Here is an 18,652-nt window from a genome sequence, read left to right as displayed (position 1 = left end):
ATATATTCGCTTTTATTCACCCTGTATACATGAATTGTATCCGCTTTTTATATATCGGTGCTTGCGCAATCGGAATGCTCTTGTTTAATTGTCAACTTGCTACAGGCCAATTAATCAAGCCGAAAAACGCATCCACCACCACGCAATCATCTACTGCTACGACCACTCCAACTCCCAAAACAGTGGACAAAAGAACGCCGTCTGAAAAGATGATGGCGAAAAGATGGACATGGAAGAGGAAGTTCTTCCAAGATATGACCACGCGGTACAATTATTACTATCATGCGAAACTCCAATTAGCAGGTATCCTCGACGGTATCAACCAGCAAAGAGTAGATAACTACGCAGCCTTCTTGCCATTCTATCCTTACTCGCCGGAAAGCCTCAACCTCAACCAATCCGACCTGGATTCAGTGATCCAAAGAGCTTCCATCGCCATCCATATCCACGATCCCCGTGGGAAATGGATCGACGACTGCTATTTCATCATCGGGAAAGCCTATTATTATAAAACGGACTGGGAGAACGCTACCAAAACCTTTCAATACATCAATACCACCTTCGCCCCTAAAAAGAAGAAAGAATATAAAACCGTGATTGGTACCAATACCGATAACCAACTTTCAATCGCCACCCGCGAAAAAAGAAAAGGTTTCTTCGGTAAATTCAAACACCCAGCCTCTAGGAACGACGCGTTCCTCTGGCAAGCCAAAGTGCACCTCGAACAAGAGCAGTACGACGATGCACAGTCGCTCCTAAACGTACTCACCGACGACCCTTATTTCCCTAAGCGCCTCAAAGGCAACTTGGCAGAAATGAAGGCCTTCCAATACTACAAACAGCAACGCTATAACGAAACGGTAGAACCGCTGAAGATTGCCATTAAGCACAGCGATAACCGTAACCAAAGAGCAAGAATGTACTTTATTCTTGGCCAGATTTACGCTTCGCAGAAAAAGTTCGATAGCTCACTCTATTGCTTCCAAAAAGTGATCGATACCAAGCCCGATGCTTTAATGGATTTCCAGGCAAGGTTACAAGTGGCCAAAGCCAATATCCTTTCTACAGGCGGTACACCAGAACAAAGCATCGAAGCCTTGCAACGGATGTTAAGGAAAGAGAATTTTATCCCGTATAAAGACATTATTTACTATACCATGGCAGAAATTGCCTTGGAGAAAGATCCCGGCCTTGCCGAAACTTACCTGCAGAAGGCCTTAACCGTAGAAAGTAATAACCAAGTACAACGCGCTGTTACCTACAAAGCATTGGCCGATATGCGCTACGGCGCTAAAAACTTTGCCGGTGCCAAGGTGTACTACGATAGCGTAGCGGCTATTATGCCGCCCGATTTTGTTGGCGCCGATATCGTAAATGCTAGGAAAGATGTATTGAGTCAAATCGACGCACACATTAAATTAATTCGCCAAGAAGACAGCTTGCAACAAATAGCTAAGATGGACCCTTCGGCGAGGAACGTGTTTTTAGAGAAACGTTTAGGTGAAATCAAGAACACGGCCCGCATGCGTGCAAACCAAGCTAATAACCAGCAACAAGGGAACTATAGCAACTATGTAGCACCGAACGCGGCCGTTACCCAGCAACGTTTAATCAACAGTAATCCTTTCTACCGCAACAACCCGCAAAATGGTTCTGCTGCTGGAGGGTATGATGATGGATCTGGCGATTGGTACTTCTACAACCAAGTAACAAAATCGAGTGGTTTACAAGAGTTTAAGAAACGTTGGGGGAACAGGGCACCTGTGGATAACTGGCGTAGATCTTCTGCCGCTGGGTTAGCCGGTGCACCAAAGGGGAATAACGAGCCTTTGGATATGAGTGGCATCGACAGTGTGGAAGCGCAGTTAGTAGCGAAAAACCTGGAAAGACTACCAGCCGATAGTATTACCGTAGATATGTTAGTAGAAAACTTGCCATTAACAGGCGCCCAAATGGATGCCAGCAAGCGCAAGCAACAAGCATCATATTACGATTTGGGTAAATTGTACAGCGACAAACTTGAGAATTACAAAGATGGTATAAAAACATACGATACTCTTTTACAACGCTACCCCGCATACGAGAAAAAGCCAGAAGTATTGTACTCGTTGTATGTTTGGAATAACAAGATCAACAACCCCAATACCGCCGATTTATACAAAAATCAACTCTTAAACCAGTTTGGCCATACCAATTACGCTACCCTTATTAAAGTAGGTAAAATTGAAAGTGCGAGCGACGATGTGAAGAAAGGCGCCCTGGCCCTGTACGATTCGGCATATATTAATTACTTATCGGGCAATTACAGCGTGGTGATTGACAATAAACGCCAAGCCGATTCGCTCTATAAAATATACCCTCACCAAGCACAATTCGACCTCTTAGAGGGGATGGCATTGGTGAAATTGGGCGACGAAGAGAATGGTAAGAAAGCAATTGCAAACGTGATTACGAAATACCCGGCTGATGATGCTATTATTAACCAAGCACAAGGCATGCTGAACGTTTTAGACAGGAAGCAGGAAATTGTAGGGTATTTATCTTCCCTTCAAAACCAACCAATTGATGCGAAGAATACGGCCAAAGTGGATGAAAACGTAACAATGCGTTATCCTTGGCAAAATCCCCAGCCTAACTTGGTGGATTCAGCCGCTGTGAAGAAAGCATTTACAGATTCTGTAGCGAAAAATGCGCCAGCTATAGCTGCGGCGCCAGCTGCACCTGTGGTAGAAAAACCGGTGACGCCCTATAAATTGGGTCCTGAAGATTTGAAGGCAGCGAATCCCCATTTCGTTGTATTATCGTTCAAAAGAGTTGAAAAAGCGTTGATAGATGAAGGTGTGGCACAATTTTCGAAATACAATGCCGAGAAGCACGTAAACGACAAAATCGAGGCTAGTAGTTTCGTTTTAACGCCAACAGAAGTAATGCTTATTTTCAGGTTATTCCCGAACGAACAATCTGCCTTAGATTACTTGGAAGAGATAGAGAAACAAGCGCCTACAACGATTATCCCGAGAATAAAACCAGTGGATTACACATTGTTTATTATTTCACGTGACAACTTTATCTTGCTCAACACAACGAAAGACATAGAAGGGTATAAGAAGTTTTTCCTTGGAAATTACCAGTAAAGAGTTTAACAGCATATTAGTACCTATTAGTAATAATTTTCAATAGTTTTGTGCCGCTGTTGCACTTAATTTAATGCATTATATGAAGAAATCGGTTAAAATATTGTGGCTGACGGTCTTAGGTGGGCTGGGATTGTTTTTAATTATCCTTTTGCTTATCAACTTCCGTATCATCGGCAATATGCCATCCATGGAAGAATTAGAAAACCCACGCGCTGCATTGGCCTCCGAAGTATTGGCCGATGATGGTACCGTAATGGGTAAATATTACCAAGTTGATCGCTCGAATGTAGAATACAACGATATTTCGAAGAATGTTATTAATGCGTTGATCGCTACAGAAGATGAACGCTTTTATAGTCACTCCGGTATCGATGCCCGTAGTACCATGGCTATCCCTTTCTATTTGTTAGTAGGGAAGAAACGTGGTTCCAGTACTATCACACAACAGTTAGCGCTGAACCTCCAAGCCGACAATGGTGCAGGTATGCGCGCGTCCAACCCCATTAAGCGTGCTTTCCAAAAGCTAACTGAATGGGTGATTGCTGTAAAACTTGAACGTAACTTCACGAAAGAAGAAATTATTACTCTTTATTTAAATACCGTCGCTTTCGGCGATAACGTATATGGTATCGAAAACGGTGCTCGTACGTTTTTTAGTAAAGATCCTTCGCGCCTTAGCGTGGAAGAAGCGGCTACTTTAGTGGGTATGTTGAAAGGGGTAACCTTGTACAACCCTCGCCGTAATCCTTACGAAGCATTGAAACGTAGAAACACCGTGCTCGACCAAATGGTGAAAAACAATTACTTAACGGCTGCCGAAGGGGAAAAAACAAAGAGCTTACCGATCGTTTTACGCTATAACAAAATAGATCATAACAAAGGTTTAGCGCCTTACTTTAGAGAAGTGTTGCGTGGTGAATTGAAAACCTGGTGTGCTAACCACAAGAAAGCCGATGGTTCCAATTATAACCTCTACCGCGACGGTCTTAAAATCTACACCACCATCAACCCACGTATGCAGATATACGCGGAAGAAGCGGTGATGCACCACTTAAAAGACCTCCAAAAAGTATTCTACCAACAAAACGATATTAAATCAGGTAGTGTTTGGAAGAAATGGTCGGCCCAGTTAGACTCGTTCGTAGTACAAACTGAACGCTACCAGATCATTAAAAACACACCAGATATTACCGACGATCAAATCAAAGAAGAGGTGAAGAAGCAATTCAACACCCCAACGAAGATGAAAGTATTTAGCTGGAAGAGCTTTACTGACCCGTCGGTAAATGAAATTGATACGGTAATGACGCCGATCGATTCTATTAAGTACATGAGAGCAGTATTACAAGCTGGTTTCATGGCCATGGACCCTATTAATGGGGAAGTAAAGGCTTGGGTAGGTGGACCGGATTTCCGTTACTTCAAGAATGATCACGTGTATAAAACACGTCGCCAAGTTGGTTCTACTTTCAAACCATTCTTGTATTGCTTTGCTTTGATCAACGGTATTTCTCCAAACACCATGTTACCGAATGAACCGGTAACGATTGGTAACTGGACGATCAGCCGCAACTCGGAAGGGTCTGTAGGCGGTACTATTTCAATGGCGGGTGCCTTGGCGAAATCGCTGAACTTGGTATCGGTATACTTGATTAAAACATTGAACCCGAAAGCTTTTGCAAACTTTGTGAACTCCGAGATTAAGTTTTCTACGAAGATTGAACCGTACCCTTCGATTGCTTTGGGTGTGTCTGAAATATCATTGTACGAGATGTTGCAAGCGTATACAATGTTCCCTGGTCGTGGTATGATTACCAAACCTACCTACATCACACGTATTGAAGATCGTTATGGTAATATCCTCGAAACATTTGCGAGTGAAAAACGGGAAGTCATCAATGAAACCAACGCTTATACCATGGTGAAAATGATGGAAGGTGTTACTACTTCAGGTGGTACAGGTGCTCGTTTACGCTTCCGTTATAACTTACAAGGTGAAATCGCCGGTAAAACTGGTACTACGAACGATAACACCGATGGTTGGTTTATTGGTTACACGCCACAATTGTTAGCCGGTGCTTGGGTAGGTTGTGATAACAACTATCTCCGCTTCTCGTCTACAGCCATGGGACAAGGTGCCAATACAGGCTTACCAATTTGGGCTTACTTCTACCAAAAAGTGTTGCAAGACAAATCATTGGGTTACGATACTAAAACTACGTTCCCAATCCCTGCATCACTCCACGACGATATCTTCCTAAACTACGAAACGAACGTACAGCCGGGCGCTGAAGTTGAGAATGCCGGTAATGGTACTGTTGAAGATTACGGTGGTTATGGTGATGAAGTGATCGACGTGAAAAAAGCAGAAGCAGAAGCTGATAAAGAAGCTAAAGCACGCGAAGAGAAAGAGAAGAAAGAGAAAGAAAAAGACACGAAGCCTGCAGGTACTGAGCCGAAAGCGCAATACCCTCCGAAACCAAAACCTGGTGGCGGACAATAAGCAGCTAAACAATAAAAAAAAGCTCCTGTAAGTAATACTTGCAGGAGCTTTTTTTATGATAGGAATGTTGATGATGTAAATAGTTACCCTTCCCGCTTCAACGGGATAGAAAACACAAACTTCGAACCTTTCCCCAATTCACTTTCAACCCTTAGCATACCTTGGTGGCGCTGTACTATTTGTGAAGAAATATACAAGCCTAATCCCATACCGGGAAAAGTATCCATTTTATTATCTGTAACGCGGTAAAACCTATCGAAAATCTTGGCTTGATCTTCTATGGATATACCGTAACCTTCATCACGTACACTCAATTCTACGCCATTTGGCAGTGCTGTACTAGAGATGGTGATGGTTGATTTGGCAGGGGAATATTTAATAGCATTTGTGAGTAAGTTAGATACAACTTGCCCAATCCTTTCCTTATCGGCCATGGCATCTGGCAAAGCCGACAATTCCAGGCAGAAGGTATGAGAAGTGGCGCCGCGTATTTCTTCAAGACGTTCTTGGATAACTTCATTCATATTGGTAGGTCCGAATTGGAAGCTGAGTTTGCCTTCGGCGGTTTTAGTGGTGTCGAGAAGGTCGTTGATCAGTACCGTTAAGCGATCAATCTGGGCGTTTAAGCGTTTTAGGATGTCGCTTTCTTCTACGAGGTTCTTTTCAATCATACGTTCCTGCACAATTTCGGCGTAGGTTTTAATGCTGGTAACAGGCGTTTTTAACTCGTGGCTGGCAATAGCGATAAACTCGTCGCGTAGCTTGAGTAATTGCTTCAATTGCCATTCATTTTCCCTTAAGGCCGCAGCAGTTTGACGGAGATCTTGTTCATTTTGGGTACGTTCGATAGCCGACCAAATTCGTTCTGCCAGTTCTTCTGTGAGGCGTACTTCGTTGGTTGTCCAATTTCTCGTGCCTTTCATGCCTATTACAAATGACCAAACGAAATCCTTTCCTTTTTTCAGCATTACGCAAATGAAGGAATTGAGAGGAATGGCGCTATACGATATTCTATCTAGTTCCGACAAATTGGGGTCTGTTGCTACATCATGAATAGCTAAAGTTTTGGCCGCCATTAATGTAGTCGCTAACGGATAATCTTTGAACTTGTATTCTCCCAACATGGAGTTTAAGCCTGGCTTATTGAATTCGTGTACAACAAAGCTGGTTTTTTCGCTGGGCAATACTCTGCAAGTATAGCATCGATCGGATTTGAAGTATTCGGCAACTATTTGCGTTGCGCGGTTTCCTACATCGTTAGGTGTGGTTTCAGCACGAAGTTCATCACTTAATTTGAGTAAAAACGCATGTCGCTCTTCGCTTTCATAGAGTGAGCTTTCAGTTCGTTTTCGCTCTGTTACATCACTAAATACGGCGGCTAAGTAAGGGCTTCCTCTCTCGCCGATACGTAAGTAGAGAACATTTAGCCAACGATTCATGTCGGCCGTATACTCTTCAATACGGGTAGGTTCGCCTGTATCTGCTACATGTTGTACATTATCGAGGAAAACTTTCTCAAGATGGGGAACCAATTCGCTGGCACGCTTGCCTACAACGTTTGTCCAACCTGTGTGGCGTTCAAATGATGGGTTCACTTCTAAGTAAAGAATATCTTGGATATTCCCTGCTTCATCCCGTTCCAGTTCCATAATTACCACCCCTTCATCAATCGTATCATACAGTGCACGGTAGAGGTCTAGGTTCCCGGCTACGGAAATACTTGTTTTCAGTTGTTCTGTGCTCGTTTGTAAACTATTGTTTGCGAAGCTGTCGTCCATCATATCGAAATCGGCTGATTAATTAGGTTTTCGTAGCGTTAAACAATGTGAAATATACAATCTACATACCAGATAGCGGTCTTGTTTAAAGTTAAGGCATTTTTTATTTCAGTTCCTTGCCAATTCCCAAGCTGAGGAGTGCGACGCAAGGATGTTTAATAGTAAGGATTCGCCGATAAACCAGCGCAAAAAAAACGTCCGCAGCACTTTAAGCCACGGACGTTTTTTAATTATATAGAGAGATTAAATTTTATTTCTCAGAAGAGGTGAACGTTAATTTAGGGTATGCCATTGCTTTGTTCATCAATGAAATGGCTAGGTTGAGAATACCCGCTTCCGATGTAGCTTGTAATTTAGGAGCATCATCGGTTGGCTTATGGTAATCGTCGTGGCCGCCAGTGTGAAGAAACATAACAGGGATGTTTTTCATGTAGAAGTTATGATGATCGCTAGCGCCTTTACCGCTACCATCGGTGAAATATTTAATCCCATCTTGCTGAACATCTTTAAAAATGGCTGGCCATTCCAAAGCTGTAGCATACCCGCCAATACCAATGCCGCGTTCAGGGTTGTAACGACCGATCATATCCATGTTAAGCATGAAGCTCACTGTATTTAATGCGATGGTAGGATTTTCCGTAAAGTATTTAGAGCCGTGTAATCCCAATTCTTCACCACCAAAAGCAATAAAGAGGAAGTTGAATTGCTCGGTGATATTGTTTTGTTTGTAATAACGTGCTAATTCTAATAAACCCGCTACACCAGAAGCATTGTCATCGGCACCATTATGTATCTCGTTCGGATATCTGCCATCAAACAATTCACCTTTACCTAGGTGATCGTAATGGGCGCCAATGATAATAGTATTAGCTGCATGGTTGTCGAGATATGCAATTACGTTACGGCTCGGCAAGTTAGTATGTGTTTTCTTATCGAACTTAAAATCTTGGAAATAAGTGTTGCCGTTACCTGGTTGAAGGCCTAGGGCTTTGAATTGTTTCTTCACAAATTCCGACGCTTTCTTTCCGCCCTTTGTGCCTGTGCCACGACCTTGAAGCTTATCTGCCGCTAAGTAGTTCACAGTTTTCTGAATACGCTCTGCCGAAGGCAAATAATCTTGCGCGAAAGTTGCGAGCGAAAGGCTCAATGCGCTCACCACCAATAACAATTGCTTTTTCATCATCTGGCAAAAATATGGATTCAGGCGCAATGAAACATGGGAAGTACAAATAGTATTAAGATCGGTGCAAATATTATCAAAATAAGAAACGGTTCCCACATAGCAGGAACCGTTCTTTTCCATTCATATATAAACAACCCTATTATTGAAAATTGAGCAATTTGTCTTTCGGGAATTTTACGCCGTATTCGAAGCGGCGGGATTCTTCTTTACCGGGTGCAATTGTTAGTTTCCAACTCACTTCTTTCGTTACGTCATCCACGTTACCGCCATCTGTGTTGGTTTTTAACAATTCCACCTCGCGAGAGAGTGGTATGGGTAGTTGATCGTACAAGGTGAGGTTAATTGGCTGCTGGCGGTTGTTACGTACTGTGATGTACCAGTTTTTATATGCTGTTTTATAGTTGCCGATCAATTGTTTTTTCGAGTAATCTTTTTCGAGTGTGCGGTTGACAAGAATGTTTTTGTCTTTGCCGAGTGAAATCATTAACGTATCTCCAGCATTCGAAAAGTCGAGTAATGATTTACCGAGGTAGGTATCTTCAAAATAGATGTTGGCTTCGCCTTCCATGAGGTTTAAGCTTTCCCAATCGGTAATACCGGCGATTAAGTAAGCACTTTTTTCCAGTTTAGGAATAGCTACATAATTGTAAATCGTAGGAGCCTCTGTTTGCTTGATATTAACAATGATGGGGGCGTTATTAGAGGCAATCGTATATGGTAGTAAAATATCGAATGTAACAGTTGTAGGTTTATAACTTTCTGTCATGTCCACCGGTACGGGGGCGGCAAAAGATTTTTTCGCTTTGGCTTCAGCTTGTACGCCTGCTACACGGCCCGCAAAATCGCTTTCTGAACTATAACCTGTAACAACAACTTCCTGCAATAGTTGTGAAGATGTAGCCAGTTGAATATTTTGATTATTGCTAATTAAGCGTATTTGCTTTTGATCATAACCTATTGAAGTAACCGTTACTTCCCTGTTATTGCCGGGCATCTGAATGGCGTATTTCCCTTCTTGATCCGTTACAACCCCAATGGTTCGACCAGTTACTTGTAAAGTAGCACCTATAATAGGTTGTCCATTCTCATCGATCACACGGCCGGTAAACCTATTGTCGGTAGGTTTTGTTTGTAAACGTGCGTAGTTCAGTTCTGTTTGGTTATTGTACAGGTTAGCATACCAAGGTGTAAGTTCGGGCTTAGTATTCTTCTCATCGGGGTTCCCGGTAGATAAGCTAAGCTTCACATTGTTCCAATCTTCGCCGCTGCGTTGGTATACGTTTGCTCGGAAGTTGATGTTCATGGGCTTGGCGATATTTTCTACACGGATATCGTACGTGGGATGCCAGCTCGCATTCTTCACATAGTATTGGAGCATTAATTTCCCATTCAGAGGCTTGTCGGTTTGAATGTTTACCAGTAAGTCATTGGTGCTATTGGCATTTGTTTTAAGCGTATTTATTTGAAGACTTATTTTGTATTGATCGGCTTGTAGTTTTTTAATGAGTTTATTAGTCGCTACTTTTTTATCGATCAATTCTGTTTTGCGTGTGCGTTGGAAGTCTAACATCTCTTTCAAGTCGAGCGGTTTCGAGCCATTCTGCGTACCGCCTACACTTTGATTGGCGGTTAAAATCTTTTCTTCACTATCATATATTTGAAGCAAATATTGTTCGCGTTCAATTCTTTCCCGCAAGCTTTCTAGTGAAGTTTCTAGTTGTTCCAATTCTTCTCTTTGTGCGGGTGCAATCAATGCATTTCTTTCACGGGCAACGGAAAGAATAGTGAATTTTCCTTCACCGGCTACTTGAATACTTTTCTCGTCAATTTCGGGAGATATGTTACTAAAAACCAGTGTACTTGCACCTTGTGGAATATTGGCGGAAGCAGAGCGCGTAATTTGTGCGCCTTGTAAGTAAACGGTTACATGATCGATTTTCGACGTAACGGGGATTTTATTTTTCTGCTGCGCATCACTATTAAAGTGCATGCATATGATAGAGGAGAATATAAGTATGGCACGCATCATATGTTTCTTTTTTCATAGGATGCGTGAAAATTGTAGATTCCATAAGCGCCGTTTCTTACATCATTGTTGCGACTGTTTTAGTTTTGTTAAAACTACTTTCGCATTTTCATTGGAAGGATCAAGGGCTACTGCTTTTTCATACGATTGTATAGCAAGTTTCGTGTCGCCATTCTTCAAATATGCTTCGCCTAAACTATCATATACATTTGCGCTGTTCGGGTAAAATGAGACATTCTTTTGAAAGATTAATATGGCTTCTTTTACATTTCGAGCTCGCAATTGTTTATAGCCCATATTATTGAGAAAGTCTTCATTCGGAATGAAGGCGCAACCAAATTCAGCAGACAATTTCGCGTATCGTTGTTCTATCATCGACCAGCTTACTATTTCATCACTATAATTATCTAAAAACCAAAGAGAGAAGCCAAACTTCAACGCGTCAAATACACTTTTGTATGGCACAGAGAAATGGTTTTCATCATCATACTTTTTATACACAAATTGTACGAGCGATTTGTTATGAATTGTTAATATGTGTACGATCCTTTTTACTTGGATCGTATCTTCATCACCAATACTAATAAAGTATTTACCGGGAGTATTTGTGTGTTGAAGGAAGCGATCGAATTCGTTCGTTAGTTGTGAATTGATACCACCTAAAGCTGGGCTAATTAGAATGGTATAATTGAATAATTGGGGTGCATTGAGCTTTGTGTATAGCGCAAATAAACCAGCTAAAGAATGACCTATTAAAACGCGGTATTGAGCAGTTCTATAATGTTGGTCTATGTAAGGAACTAATTCTTGTTGGAGGAATTGTGTGAATAACGGGGCCCCCATATCTTTCCTAATAGCGCTATCCTGCGTCCCATTGGGCAACTGTGCATGTTGTAAGTTTAAATCCTTACCACGGTCTTCATGTTCAATACCTACTACAATGGCCCGTGGCATACGGTTTACATCATAAGAGGCTAAGTAATCCACCGCTTCAGCTACGTACTTATAATGCACATTCCCATCTAACACATAGATAACGGGATAACACGTGCTTGTTTGCTCGTTGTAACCGGGAGGAAGGTGCACCCAAATATGCCGTTGTTCTTGCAGTATTTTGGAAGGTATTGTTAAGCTTTGTGCAAAAAGCGTACTGGTACAACAACAGAATAATACGAATAAGTAGATTTTGTTGGTTGACATAAAGAGCCAGGGTTTACATAAAACTATAAAATTGCGGAGATGTAAGCAACAAAAACGGGGCATATAAGCCCCGTTTTAATATTATCCTTTATAATCTTTCTCGTCTTTTTCTAATCGACGATCACTATCCCGTTTCAGCCTTGTTTTACGTTCATCTTTGTGAATAATGAAACTGTATTCATGCTGTTCTAATAGATCATCGTACGGGCCACGTGGCGAAATTAGCTTCACAAACACAGGGGCTGTTTCTAGCGCAATAAATAATAAGATAATGAACCAGTTCGCGAACCACATAGGCGTACTAGCTTCCGTTAACTTCCCTAAAGCATCTAGCCTATTGGCGAAACCGTCCATGCTTTCGCGTTGGAGGTTGTTGATGGTAGAATCGATTTTGGTTTGACCCATGGCGATTTCTTTCTCTAAGGTATCGATAAGCTTAGTGTTACGATCGCTTAATAACTTTAAAGAGGCAGTAGCACTGTCGGCATCGGCTTTTTTAGCTTTGTAGATAGGACCGAGGTTTTTCACCCTGGAGCCCCCTGTACCATCGGCTTCTTGTTGAGCAAGTAAGAGAAGGCTATCACGGTGGGTAGTTCTTTCTTGTAATTCGGCTTTTAACTTGCCTACTTGAACTTGCAACGAATCGATGCGACCTTGGAACCTCAATTTCACTTTGTCTTCCTGTGTTTTGAGTTTTTCTTGTTCCATGATGATCAATTCGGCCTTGATCTCTTTATTGAAGATTTGCAATTCCAAGGGTTTAGAAATGACAGTTGCAATGAGAATAGCCAATATAATACGGGGAATAGCCATCCTAATTTCGGCCCACGTATTATCCCGTTTCTTCATAGAAGCCACAATGTAACGGTCTAAGTTAAAGATCATCAAACCCCAGGCTAACCCAAACAGCACAGCCGCCCAAGGTTCCCTGAAAACGGTCCACAAGGCAAAGCCGCCTGATAAAGCTGCTAATAAACCCGTGAAAAATATTGTTCCGCCAATACCGGCGTATTTATTCATTTCGGATGGGGCGCGTTTGAGTAAGGGCACATAAGCGCCACTGCATAAAAGGAAAAAGTTACGGATGCTTTGCATATATATAATTCAATAGATAAAGGTGCGACGAAATAATACGAACATTCGCCCGAGGAAGACATATATAAGGAAGGATGTTCTACGAAATTACGAGTTAAAACGAAGCGGTGGGGGAAATAATTGTGGAATTGCGGAAATAAGTGATGAGTGCAAAAAAAATCCCTCTCCAAGGCATGGAGAGGGACCCAAATATTGGAAAAAATATTGATTATGCAGAAACTGCTTTCTGTACCAATTCAGCTGCTTCACTTAACAAGATTGCTGATTGTACTTTCAAGCCACTGTTTTCAATCAATGCTTTCGCTTCAGCAGCGTTAGTACCTTGCAAACGAACGATGATAGGTACTTTAATGTCGCCGATAGAGTTATAAGCATCGATTACACCTTGCGCAACACGGTCGCAACGAACGATACCACCGAAGATGTTGATCAAAATTGCTTTTACTTTAGGATCTTTCAAGATGATGCGGAAACCTGCTTCTACAGTTTGTGCGTTAGCAGTACCACCTACGTCCAAGAAGTTCGCAGGCTCACCACCGCTCAATTTGATCATATCCATAGTAGCCATAGCTAAACCGGCACCATTCACCATACAACCTACGTTACCATCTAATTTCACGTAGTTAAGGTTGAATTGACCAGCTTCTACTTCTGTAGGATCTTCTTCTGTGATGTCGCGCAATGCAACTAAATCTGGGTGGCGCATTAAAGCGTTGTCATCCAAGTTTAATTTACAGTCAACCGCGATGATTTTCTCATCAGAAGTTTTGAATAGCGGGTTGATTTCCAACATAGCTGCATCCAAACCAACGTACGCATTGTACAAGTTAGTGACGAATTTCACCATGTTTTTGTGAGCTTCACCAGACAAACCGAGGTCGAAAGCGATTTTACGCGCTTGGTAACCTTGTAATGGTAAGTTTGGAGCAACCCATACTTTGAATATTTTATCAGGTGTGTTATGGGCCACTTCTTCAATGTCCATACCACCTTCAGTAGAGTACATGATTACGTTTTGTGCTTTGGCACGGTCTAACAAGATAGAGAGATAGAACTCTTTAATTGGGTTAGGACCAGGGTAGTACACGTCTTGCGCTACCAATACTTTGTTTACTACTTTACCAGCTTCACCAGTTTGAATAGTTACCAAAGTACCGCCAAGGATATTGCCTGCAATGGTTTTAACATCTTCAGCGTTTTTGCCAACGGCAACACCGCGTTGTTCCGTGCCCCTAATTTTACCTTTACCGCGGCCACCAGCGTGAATTTGTGCTTTTACAACAGCGAATTCGTTGCCAAACTGCACTTTCAGTTGCTTGTATGCTTCTGCCGCAGCCTCTGGAGTATCTACCGGTATACCTTCTTGTACTGGTACATTATATTTCTTCAACAGTTCCTTAGACTGGTACTCGTGTAAGTTCATCGGAATAAAATTTGCCGCTAAAATAGGACTTTATGGACTAAATGCAAATAACTAATATTATAAAATTGGGGTGAAGAGCGTGAAGGGGCGCTAGGAGTAGTTGTTTCCTCGTATTATTAAATTATGTATTCGGTTCCTTTAATTTAAACCGCGCGGTATGTTATATACAATTAACTTTGCCGGGCATAATTGCTGAATGGGGTGGAAGAAAAAAAAGATGCATCTTCGTATACTGTCAGCGTTCAATATTCGTAATTATGAGTAATTTACTACAACAAATTGATGAGGCTTGTGCCTTTATTCGGTCCAAAGCCGCTATAGAAGCGAAGATAGGTATTGTGTTAGGCAGCGGTTTGGGTAATTTAGCCAACGAAATCCAAGCTACAGCAGCTATTTCATATAATGATATTCCGCACTTTCCACCAGCTACGGTAGAAGGCCACAGCGGCAAACTTATCATCGGTACCCTAAAAGGCAAACAAGTAATTGCCATGGCGGGTAGGTTCCATTACTATGAAGGTCATTCTATGCAAGCCGTTACTTTCCCCATTAGGGTAATGAAAGCACTCGGTGTAGAAACTTTGTTATTATCGAATGCAGCCGGTGGTATGAACCAAGCTTTCGCCGTAGGCGACTTGATGATCATCACCGATCATATCAACTTACAACCCGAACACCCATTACGCGGAAAGAACGATAATACACTCGGACCACGTTTCCCGGATATGAGTGAACCATATGCCAAATCTTTGATACAAGCAGCGCAAAAGATTGCTGCCGATAACAATATTTTTGTGCATAACGGCGTATATGTGGGCGTTCAAGGCCCTACTTTCGAAACCCGTGCCGAGTATAAATTCATGCACATTATCGGGGGCGATGCCGTAGGTATGAGCACCGTGCCGGAAGTAATTGTTGCCATCCACGGCGGTATGAAGGTGTTTGCCATGAGTGTGATCACCGATATCGGGATTCGTGAAGAAGAGAATGTGATTACGCATGAAGAAGTTTTAGAGGCGGCAAACGCGGCAGAACCTAAGCTTACATTGATTTTTAGCGAATTGATTCAACAACTATAATACAATCGTACATCATAATCGAATGAGGCATTTATTCTTTTGCATAGGATTTTTGACTTGCTTTGCACTCTCTTCGTACGCCCAATTTAACACCCGCGGCATTAGCGGCGGCGGTGGTGGCGGGGGAATGCGTCGCGATACTACATCACACCAGCACGATCCAGATACATTAACACTTCGATACAAGTACCTCGGCGAACCCACTGATTTCAAACTGGACTCGTCGATCAACGATTTTCAAAAGAAATTCTTAGGTATCCCCGCTAACTATTATACCCTCGGGAACTTAGGAAATGCCGCGAAAAACATCCTTTTTACACCGAGGATGACAGGTGGATTTGACGCCGGTTTCCATGCGTATGACGTGTATAGTCACGACCATAGCGATGCCAAGTTCTTCAATACGAACCGACCATACTCCGAGCTTACTTACCTAATTGGTAGCAAGCAAGAGCAGGTTATTGGCCTTTCGCATACCCAGAACAGGACGGAGAAATTCAACTTTTACTTCGATTATCAAAAGGTAAATGCACCCGGCTACTACCGGAACCAGAATACCAACCACGATACATACACCTTCACCGCGCGCTATAACACGCCCAACAAGCGTTATAACGCGAACCTCAGCTACTATTTGAATAAAATCAATGGTGGTGAAAACGGTGGTATTGTGAGTACCTCTTACTTGAGCGACCCGGATTATAAGCAAACCCGTACCATTCCAACGAACTTGGGTGGCGCGAATATTCAGTCCAGTTCCTTCTTCAACAGTACCATCCCTACTAAATCGCAATACCAAGAAGCCAGCATATTGTACCAACATAGCTACGATTGGGGCAAGGGCGATACTATTCATATTAACGATACAACAGATTATTGGCGTTATCAACCGAGGTTCCGCATTCAGCATACGTTTAGCTATACGCAAAACACTTACGGATTCCAAGATGCTTCGCCAGACACCACGTTTTACATCAACCATTACGGTTTCAAACCCTCTACAGCAGCGGGCGATACCTTGCGTACCAAGCAAACATGGAAGATTATGTCGAACGACGTGAGTTTGATCTCGTTCCCTCAACTAGGTAACCTTGGACACTTTTTGAAAGTGGGGGCTACGATAGATAATATCGACGGTAAAATGACCGATGCCATTGCCCAGTTCTATAATTTCAGGTTGCATGGTGAATACCGTAATAAAACCCGCAACCAGAAGTGGGATTTACAGGCAATGGGCGAGTTTTACTTGTTGGGCGCCAACCGGGGCGATTATAATGTAAGTGGAAGGTTGAGTAGGTACTTGAACGAGCGGCTGGGGAACATCAGTATTATGGCGAAGAACGTGAACCAAACACCTTCGTACGTATACCAGTTCTTTAGTGTGAACCAGGCGTATTGGTTGAATAGTTCCTTGAATAAAGAAAACATTACCCAGTTACAATTTGCGGCATCGAACGCTAAACTGCGGTACTCGTTATATGTGAATTACTTCATCTATAATAACTTTACTTACTTCCGCGATTACCAGCACAGTGCCCAAGTAAACGGCATATTCAACGTGTTACAGGTTTATGTGAACAAGCATTTCAAAGTGAAAAGCTTTAATTGGATGGCTGAAGTGGCCTTCCAACAAATCCATGGCAGCTCGCCGGTACAGTTACCAACTATATGGACGCGCCATCGGGTTGGGTATGATGGAACATTATATAAGAACTTGAACCTGTTTACGGGCTTGGAAATCAAGTACAATACAGCCTACTATGCAGATGATTACTCGCCTTTATTTGGCCAGTTCATCTACCAAGACACCTTGAAAATTTCTAACAAACCCGATGTGGCAGCATTCGTAAACTTCCGCGTGAAATCCTTCACAGCATTTGTACGTGGCGAAAACCTCAATGCCCTCATTTGGAATCCTAATATGAACGGACCGCTCTACCCGGGCAATAAATTCCAGTTCCGCCTGGGTATCCGTTGGTGGTTTGTGAACTAATCGAACTATAATTACTTATTATATCTAATGTCCTGCTTAACAAGCAGGACATTTTTTGTTATGGTAACGAAATGTTAAATTCAAAAAGTTAGGCACGATATAAAACTTACCCATAATTATGTAAACAGCCATATGTGAATCTTTTAGTATTTTCGCCTTATCAAATGAAGAAACTACTTACCATATTAATTGCTGTACTGTACACCATCATCACAAGTGGGTTTACAGTGAATGTGCACTATTGCATGGGCAAAATAGCGGAAGTAAAGCTTCAAGAACCCAAACATGCCAGCTGTAACAAATGCGGCCGGGCCGACGGGAAAAGCAACTGTTGCAAGCACGAGGTGAAATACCTCAAAATGGCGAACGAACACCAAGTGGCTAAAACACAAGGTGATATGCAGCCATTATTCGCTGCCATTGCTTTACCGGTGTTGGAATTCCCTACTATCGATTTACCCGTTTCGATCATTACCAACCAACCACGGGCAAATGCACCACCAGGGCTATCATCACAAGAGCCCCTCTACATTCAACACAACGCTTTCTTGATCTGATACCAAGGGTATGCTGCTATTTTATGCGGCTACATCTCCACCCTTATGTATTCACTTATTTATTCCCCCGCATGCCAACGTGTATGCAACAAATTATTAGATCATGAAACTATTCACATTCATCGCAGCATTCGTTACATTATTTACTTTTTCAGCTAACGCTCAATATAAAAAAGCATCTCTCCAAGCCAGCGGCTTAACTTGCGCAATGTGTTCAAACGCTACCTTAAAATCTTTACAAACATTGCCTTTCGTAGAAAGCATTGATACAGATTTAGAGAATACAACCTTCATCCTTAACTTCAAAAAAGACGCTAACGTAAGCATTGATGAAATGCGCGCTAAAGTAGAAGATGCAGGATTCTCTGTAGCTAAATTGGTGGTAACTGCTGATTTCGACAATGTAAAAATCAGCAACGACGCACACATTAATTATAATGGTAATACCCTTCACTTTGTATCTGTAAAGGATCAAACATTGAACGGGGAAAAAAGCTTTACCGTAGTAGATAAAGACTTCATTCCAGCGAAATCTTATAAAAAATACAGCGAACAAACGAAAATGGCTTGTATCAAAACCGGCTTCATGCAAGATTGTTGCCATACACCTGGTACAACCAATTCTAAACGTGTTTACCACGTAACTATCTAATGTTTCAGCTGTTAATTTATAAGACT

The 18,652-nt window shown here is 42.2% G+C and carries 12 protein-coding genes; 6 read left to right on the top strand and 6 right to left on the bottom strand.

Annotated features, from left to right (window positions below; all coding sequences use genetic code 11):
• Window positions 1–29 precede the first annotated feature (29 nt).
• Both porW and LX64_RS22500 read left to right on the top strand, forming a co-directional pair.
• On the top strand, window positions 30–3,134 hold the full coding sequence (porW, locus tag LX64_RS22505) for a type IX secretion system periplasmic lipoprotein PorW/SprE (protein WP_111599952.1): 3,105 nt from the start codon (window positions 30–32) through the stop codon (window positions 3,132–3,134).
• An 82-nt stretch (window positions 3,135–3,216) separates the two neighbouring features.
• Window positions 3,217–5,640 carry a transglycosylase domain-containing protein gene (locus LX64_RS22500; protein WP_158538712.1) on the top strand — a complete coding sequence of 808 codons (2,424 nt, stop codon included), beginning with the start codon at window positions 3,217–3,219 and terminating at the stop codon, window positions 5,638–5,640.
• A gap of 83 nt (window positions 5,641–5,723) precedes the next feature.
• Here LX64_RS22500 and LX64_RS22495 read toward each other — a convergent pair whose 3' ends face one another.
• The 6 genes from LX64_RS22495 to sucC form a co-directional block, all read right to left on the bottom strand.
• Window positions 5,724–7,421, bottom strand: a complete 1,698-nt coding sequence (locus LX64_RS22495) for a sensor histidine kinase (RefSeq protein ID WP_111599950.1) — start codon at window positions 7,419–7,421, stop codon at window positions 5,724–5,726.
• Between the two features lie 247 nt (window positions 7,422–7,668).
• Window positions 7,669–8,601, bottom strand: coding sequence for a M20/M25/M40 family metallo-hydrolase (locus LX64_RS22490; RefSeq protein WP_111599949.1), 933 nt, complete (start codon window positions 8,599–8,601; stop codon window positions 7,669–7,671).
• Window positions 8,602–8,740: 139 nt separating this feature from the next.
• Window positions 8,741–10,630: a DUF4139 domain-containing protein gene (locus LX64_RS22485; protein ID WP_111599948.1), complete on the bottom strand. Its 1,890-nt coding sequence runs from the start codon at window positions 10,628–10,630 to the stop codon at window positions 8,741–8,743.
• Window positions 10,631–10,690: 60 nt separating this feature from the next.
• Window positions 10,691–11,827: an alpha/beta hydrolase-fold protein gene (locus LX64_RS22480; RefSeq protein ID WP_158538711.1), complete on the bottom strand. Its 1,137-nt coding sequence runs from the start codon at window positions 11,825–11,827 to the stop codon at window positions 10,691–10,693.
• Between the two features lie 81 nt (window positions 11,828–11,908).
• On the bottom strand, window positions 11,909–12,922 hold the full coding sequence (locus tag LX64_RS22475) for a DUF4407 domain-containing protein (RefSeq protein ID WP_111599946.1): 1,014 nt from the start codon (window positions 12,920–12,922) through the stop codon (window positions 11,909–11,911).
• A gap of 208 nt (window positions 12,923–13,130) precedes the next feature.
• Window positions 13,131–14,345, bottom strand: a complete 1,215-nt coding sequence (gene sucC, locus LX64_RS22470; RefSeq protein WP_111599945.1) for an ADP-forming succinate--CoA ligase subunit beta — start codon at window positions 14,343–14,345, stop codon at window positions 13,131–13,133.
• A 257-nt stretch (window positions 14,346–14,602) separates the two neighbouring features.
• Between sucC and LX64_RS22465 the strand changes: the two genes are divergently transcribed.
• The 4 genes from LX64_RS22465 to LX64_RS22450 all read left to right on the top strand — a co-directional run bounded on the left by LX64_RS22465 (window position 14,603) and on the right by LX64_RS22450 (window position 18,626).
• Entirely contained in the window at window positions 14,603–15,424 is an 822-nt protein-coding gene (locus LX64_RS22465) for a purine-nucleoside phosphorylase (protein WP_111599944.1), read from the top strand.
• A gap of 22 nt (window positions 15,425–15,446) precedes the next feature.
• Complete coding sequence (locus LX64_RS22460) at window positions 15,447–17,417, top strand: putative porin (RefSeq protein WP_111599943.1); 1,971 nt, start codon at window positions 15,447–15,449, stop codon at window positions 17,415–17,417.
• A gap of 164 nt (window positions 17,418–17,581) precedes the next feature.
• Window positions 17,582–17,974 (top strand): HYC_CC_PP family protein, encoded by a 393-nt coding sequence (locus LX64_RS22455; RefSeq protein ID WP_111599942.1) that lies wholly within the window; start codon window positions 17,582–17,584, stop codon window positions 17,972–17,974.
• 103 nt (window positions 17,975–18,077) lie between these two features.
• The gene (locus LX64_RS22450) at window positions 18,078–18,626 is read left to right on the top strand and encodes a heavy-metal-associated domain-containing protein (protein WP_111599941.1); all 549 of its coding nucleotides are present in this window, start codon (window positions 18,078–18,080) and stop codon (window positions 18,624–18,626) included.
• The last annotated feature ends 26 nt before the right edge of the window (window positions 18,627–18,652 follow it).

Source organism: Chitinophaga skermanii, from assembly GCF_003259335.1.
In the GTDB taxonomy this organism is placed as follows: domain Bacteria; phylum Bacteroidota; class Bacteroidia; order Chitinophagales; family Chitinophagaceae; genus Chitinophaga; species Chitinophaga skermanii.
The sequence above is the reverse complement of the archived record's forward strand: the minus strand, read 5'-3'. Positions and strand labels throughout refer to the sequence as shown.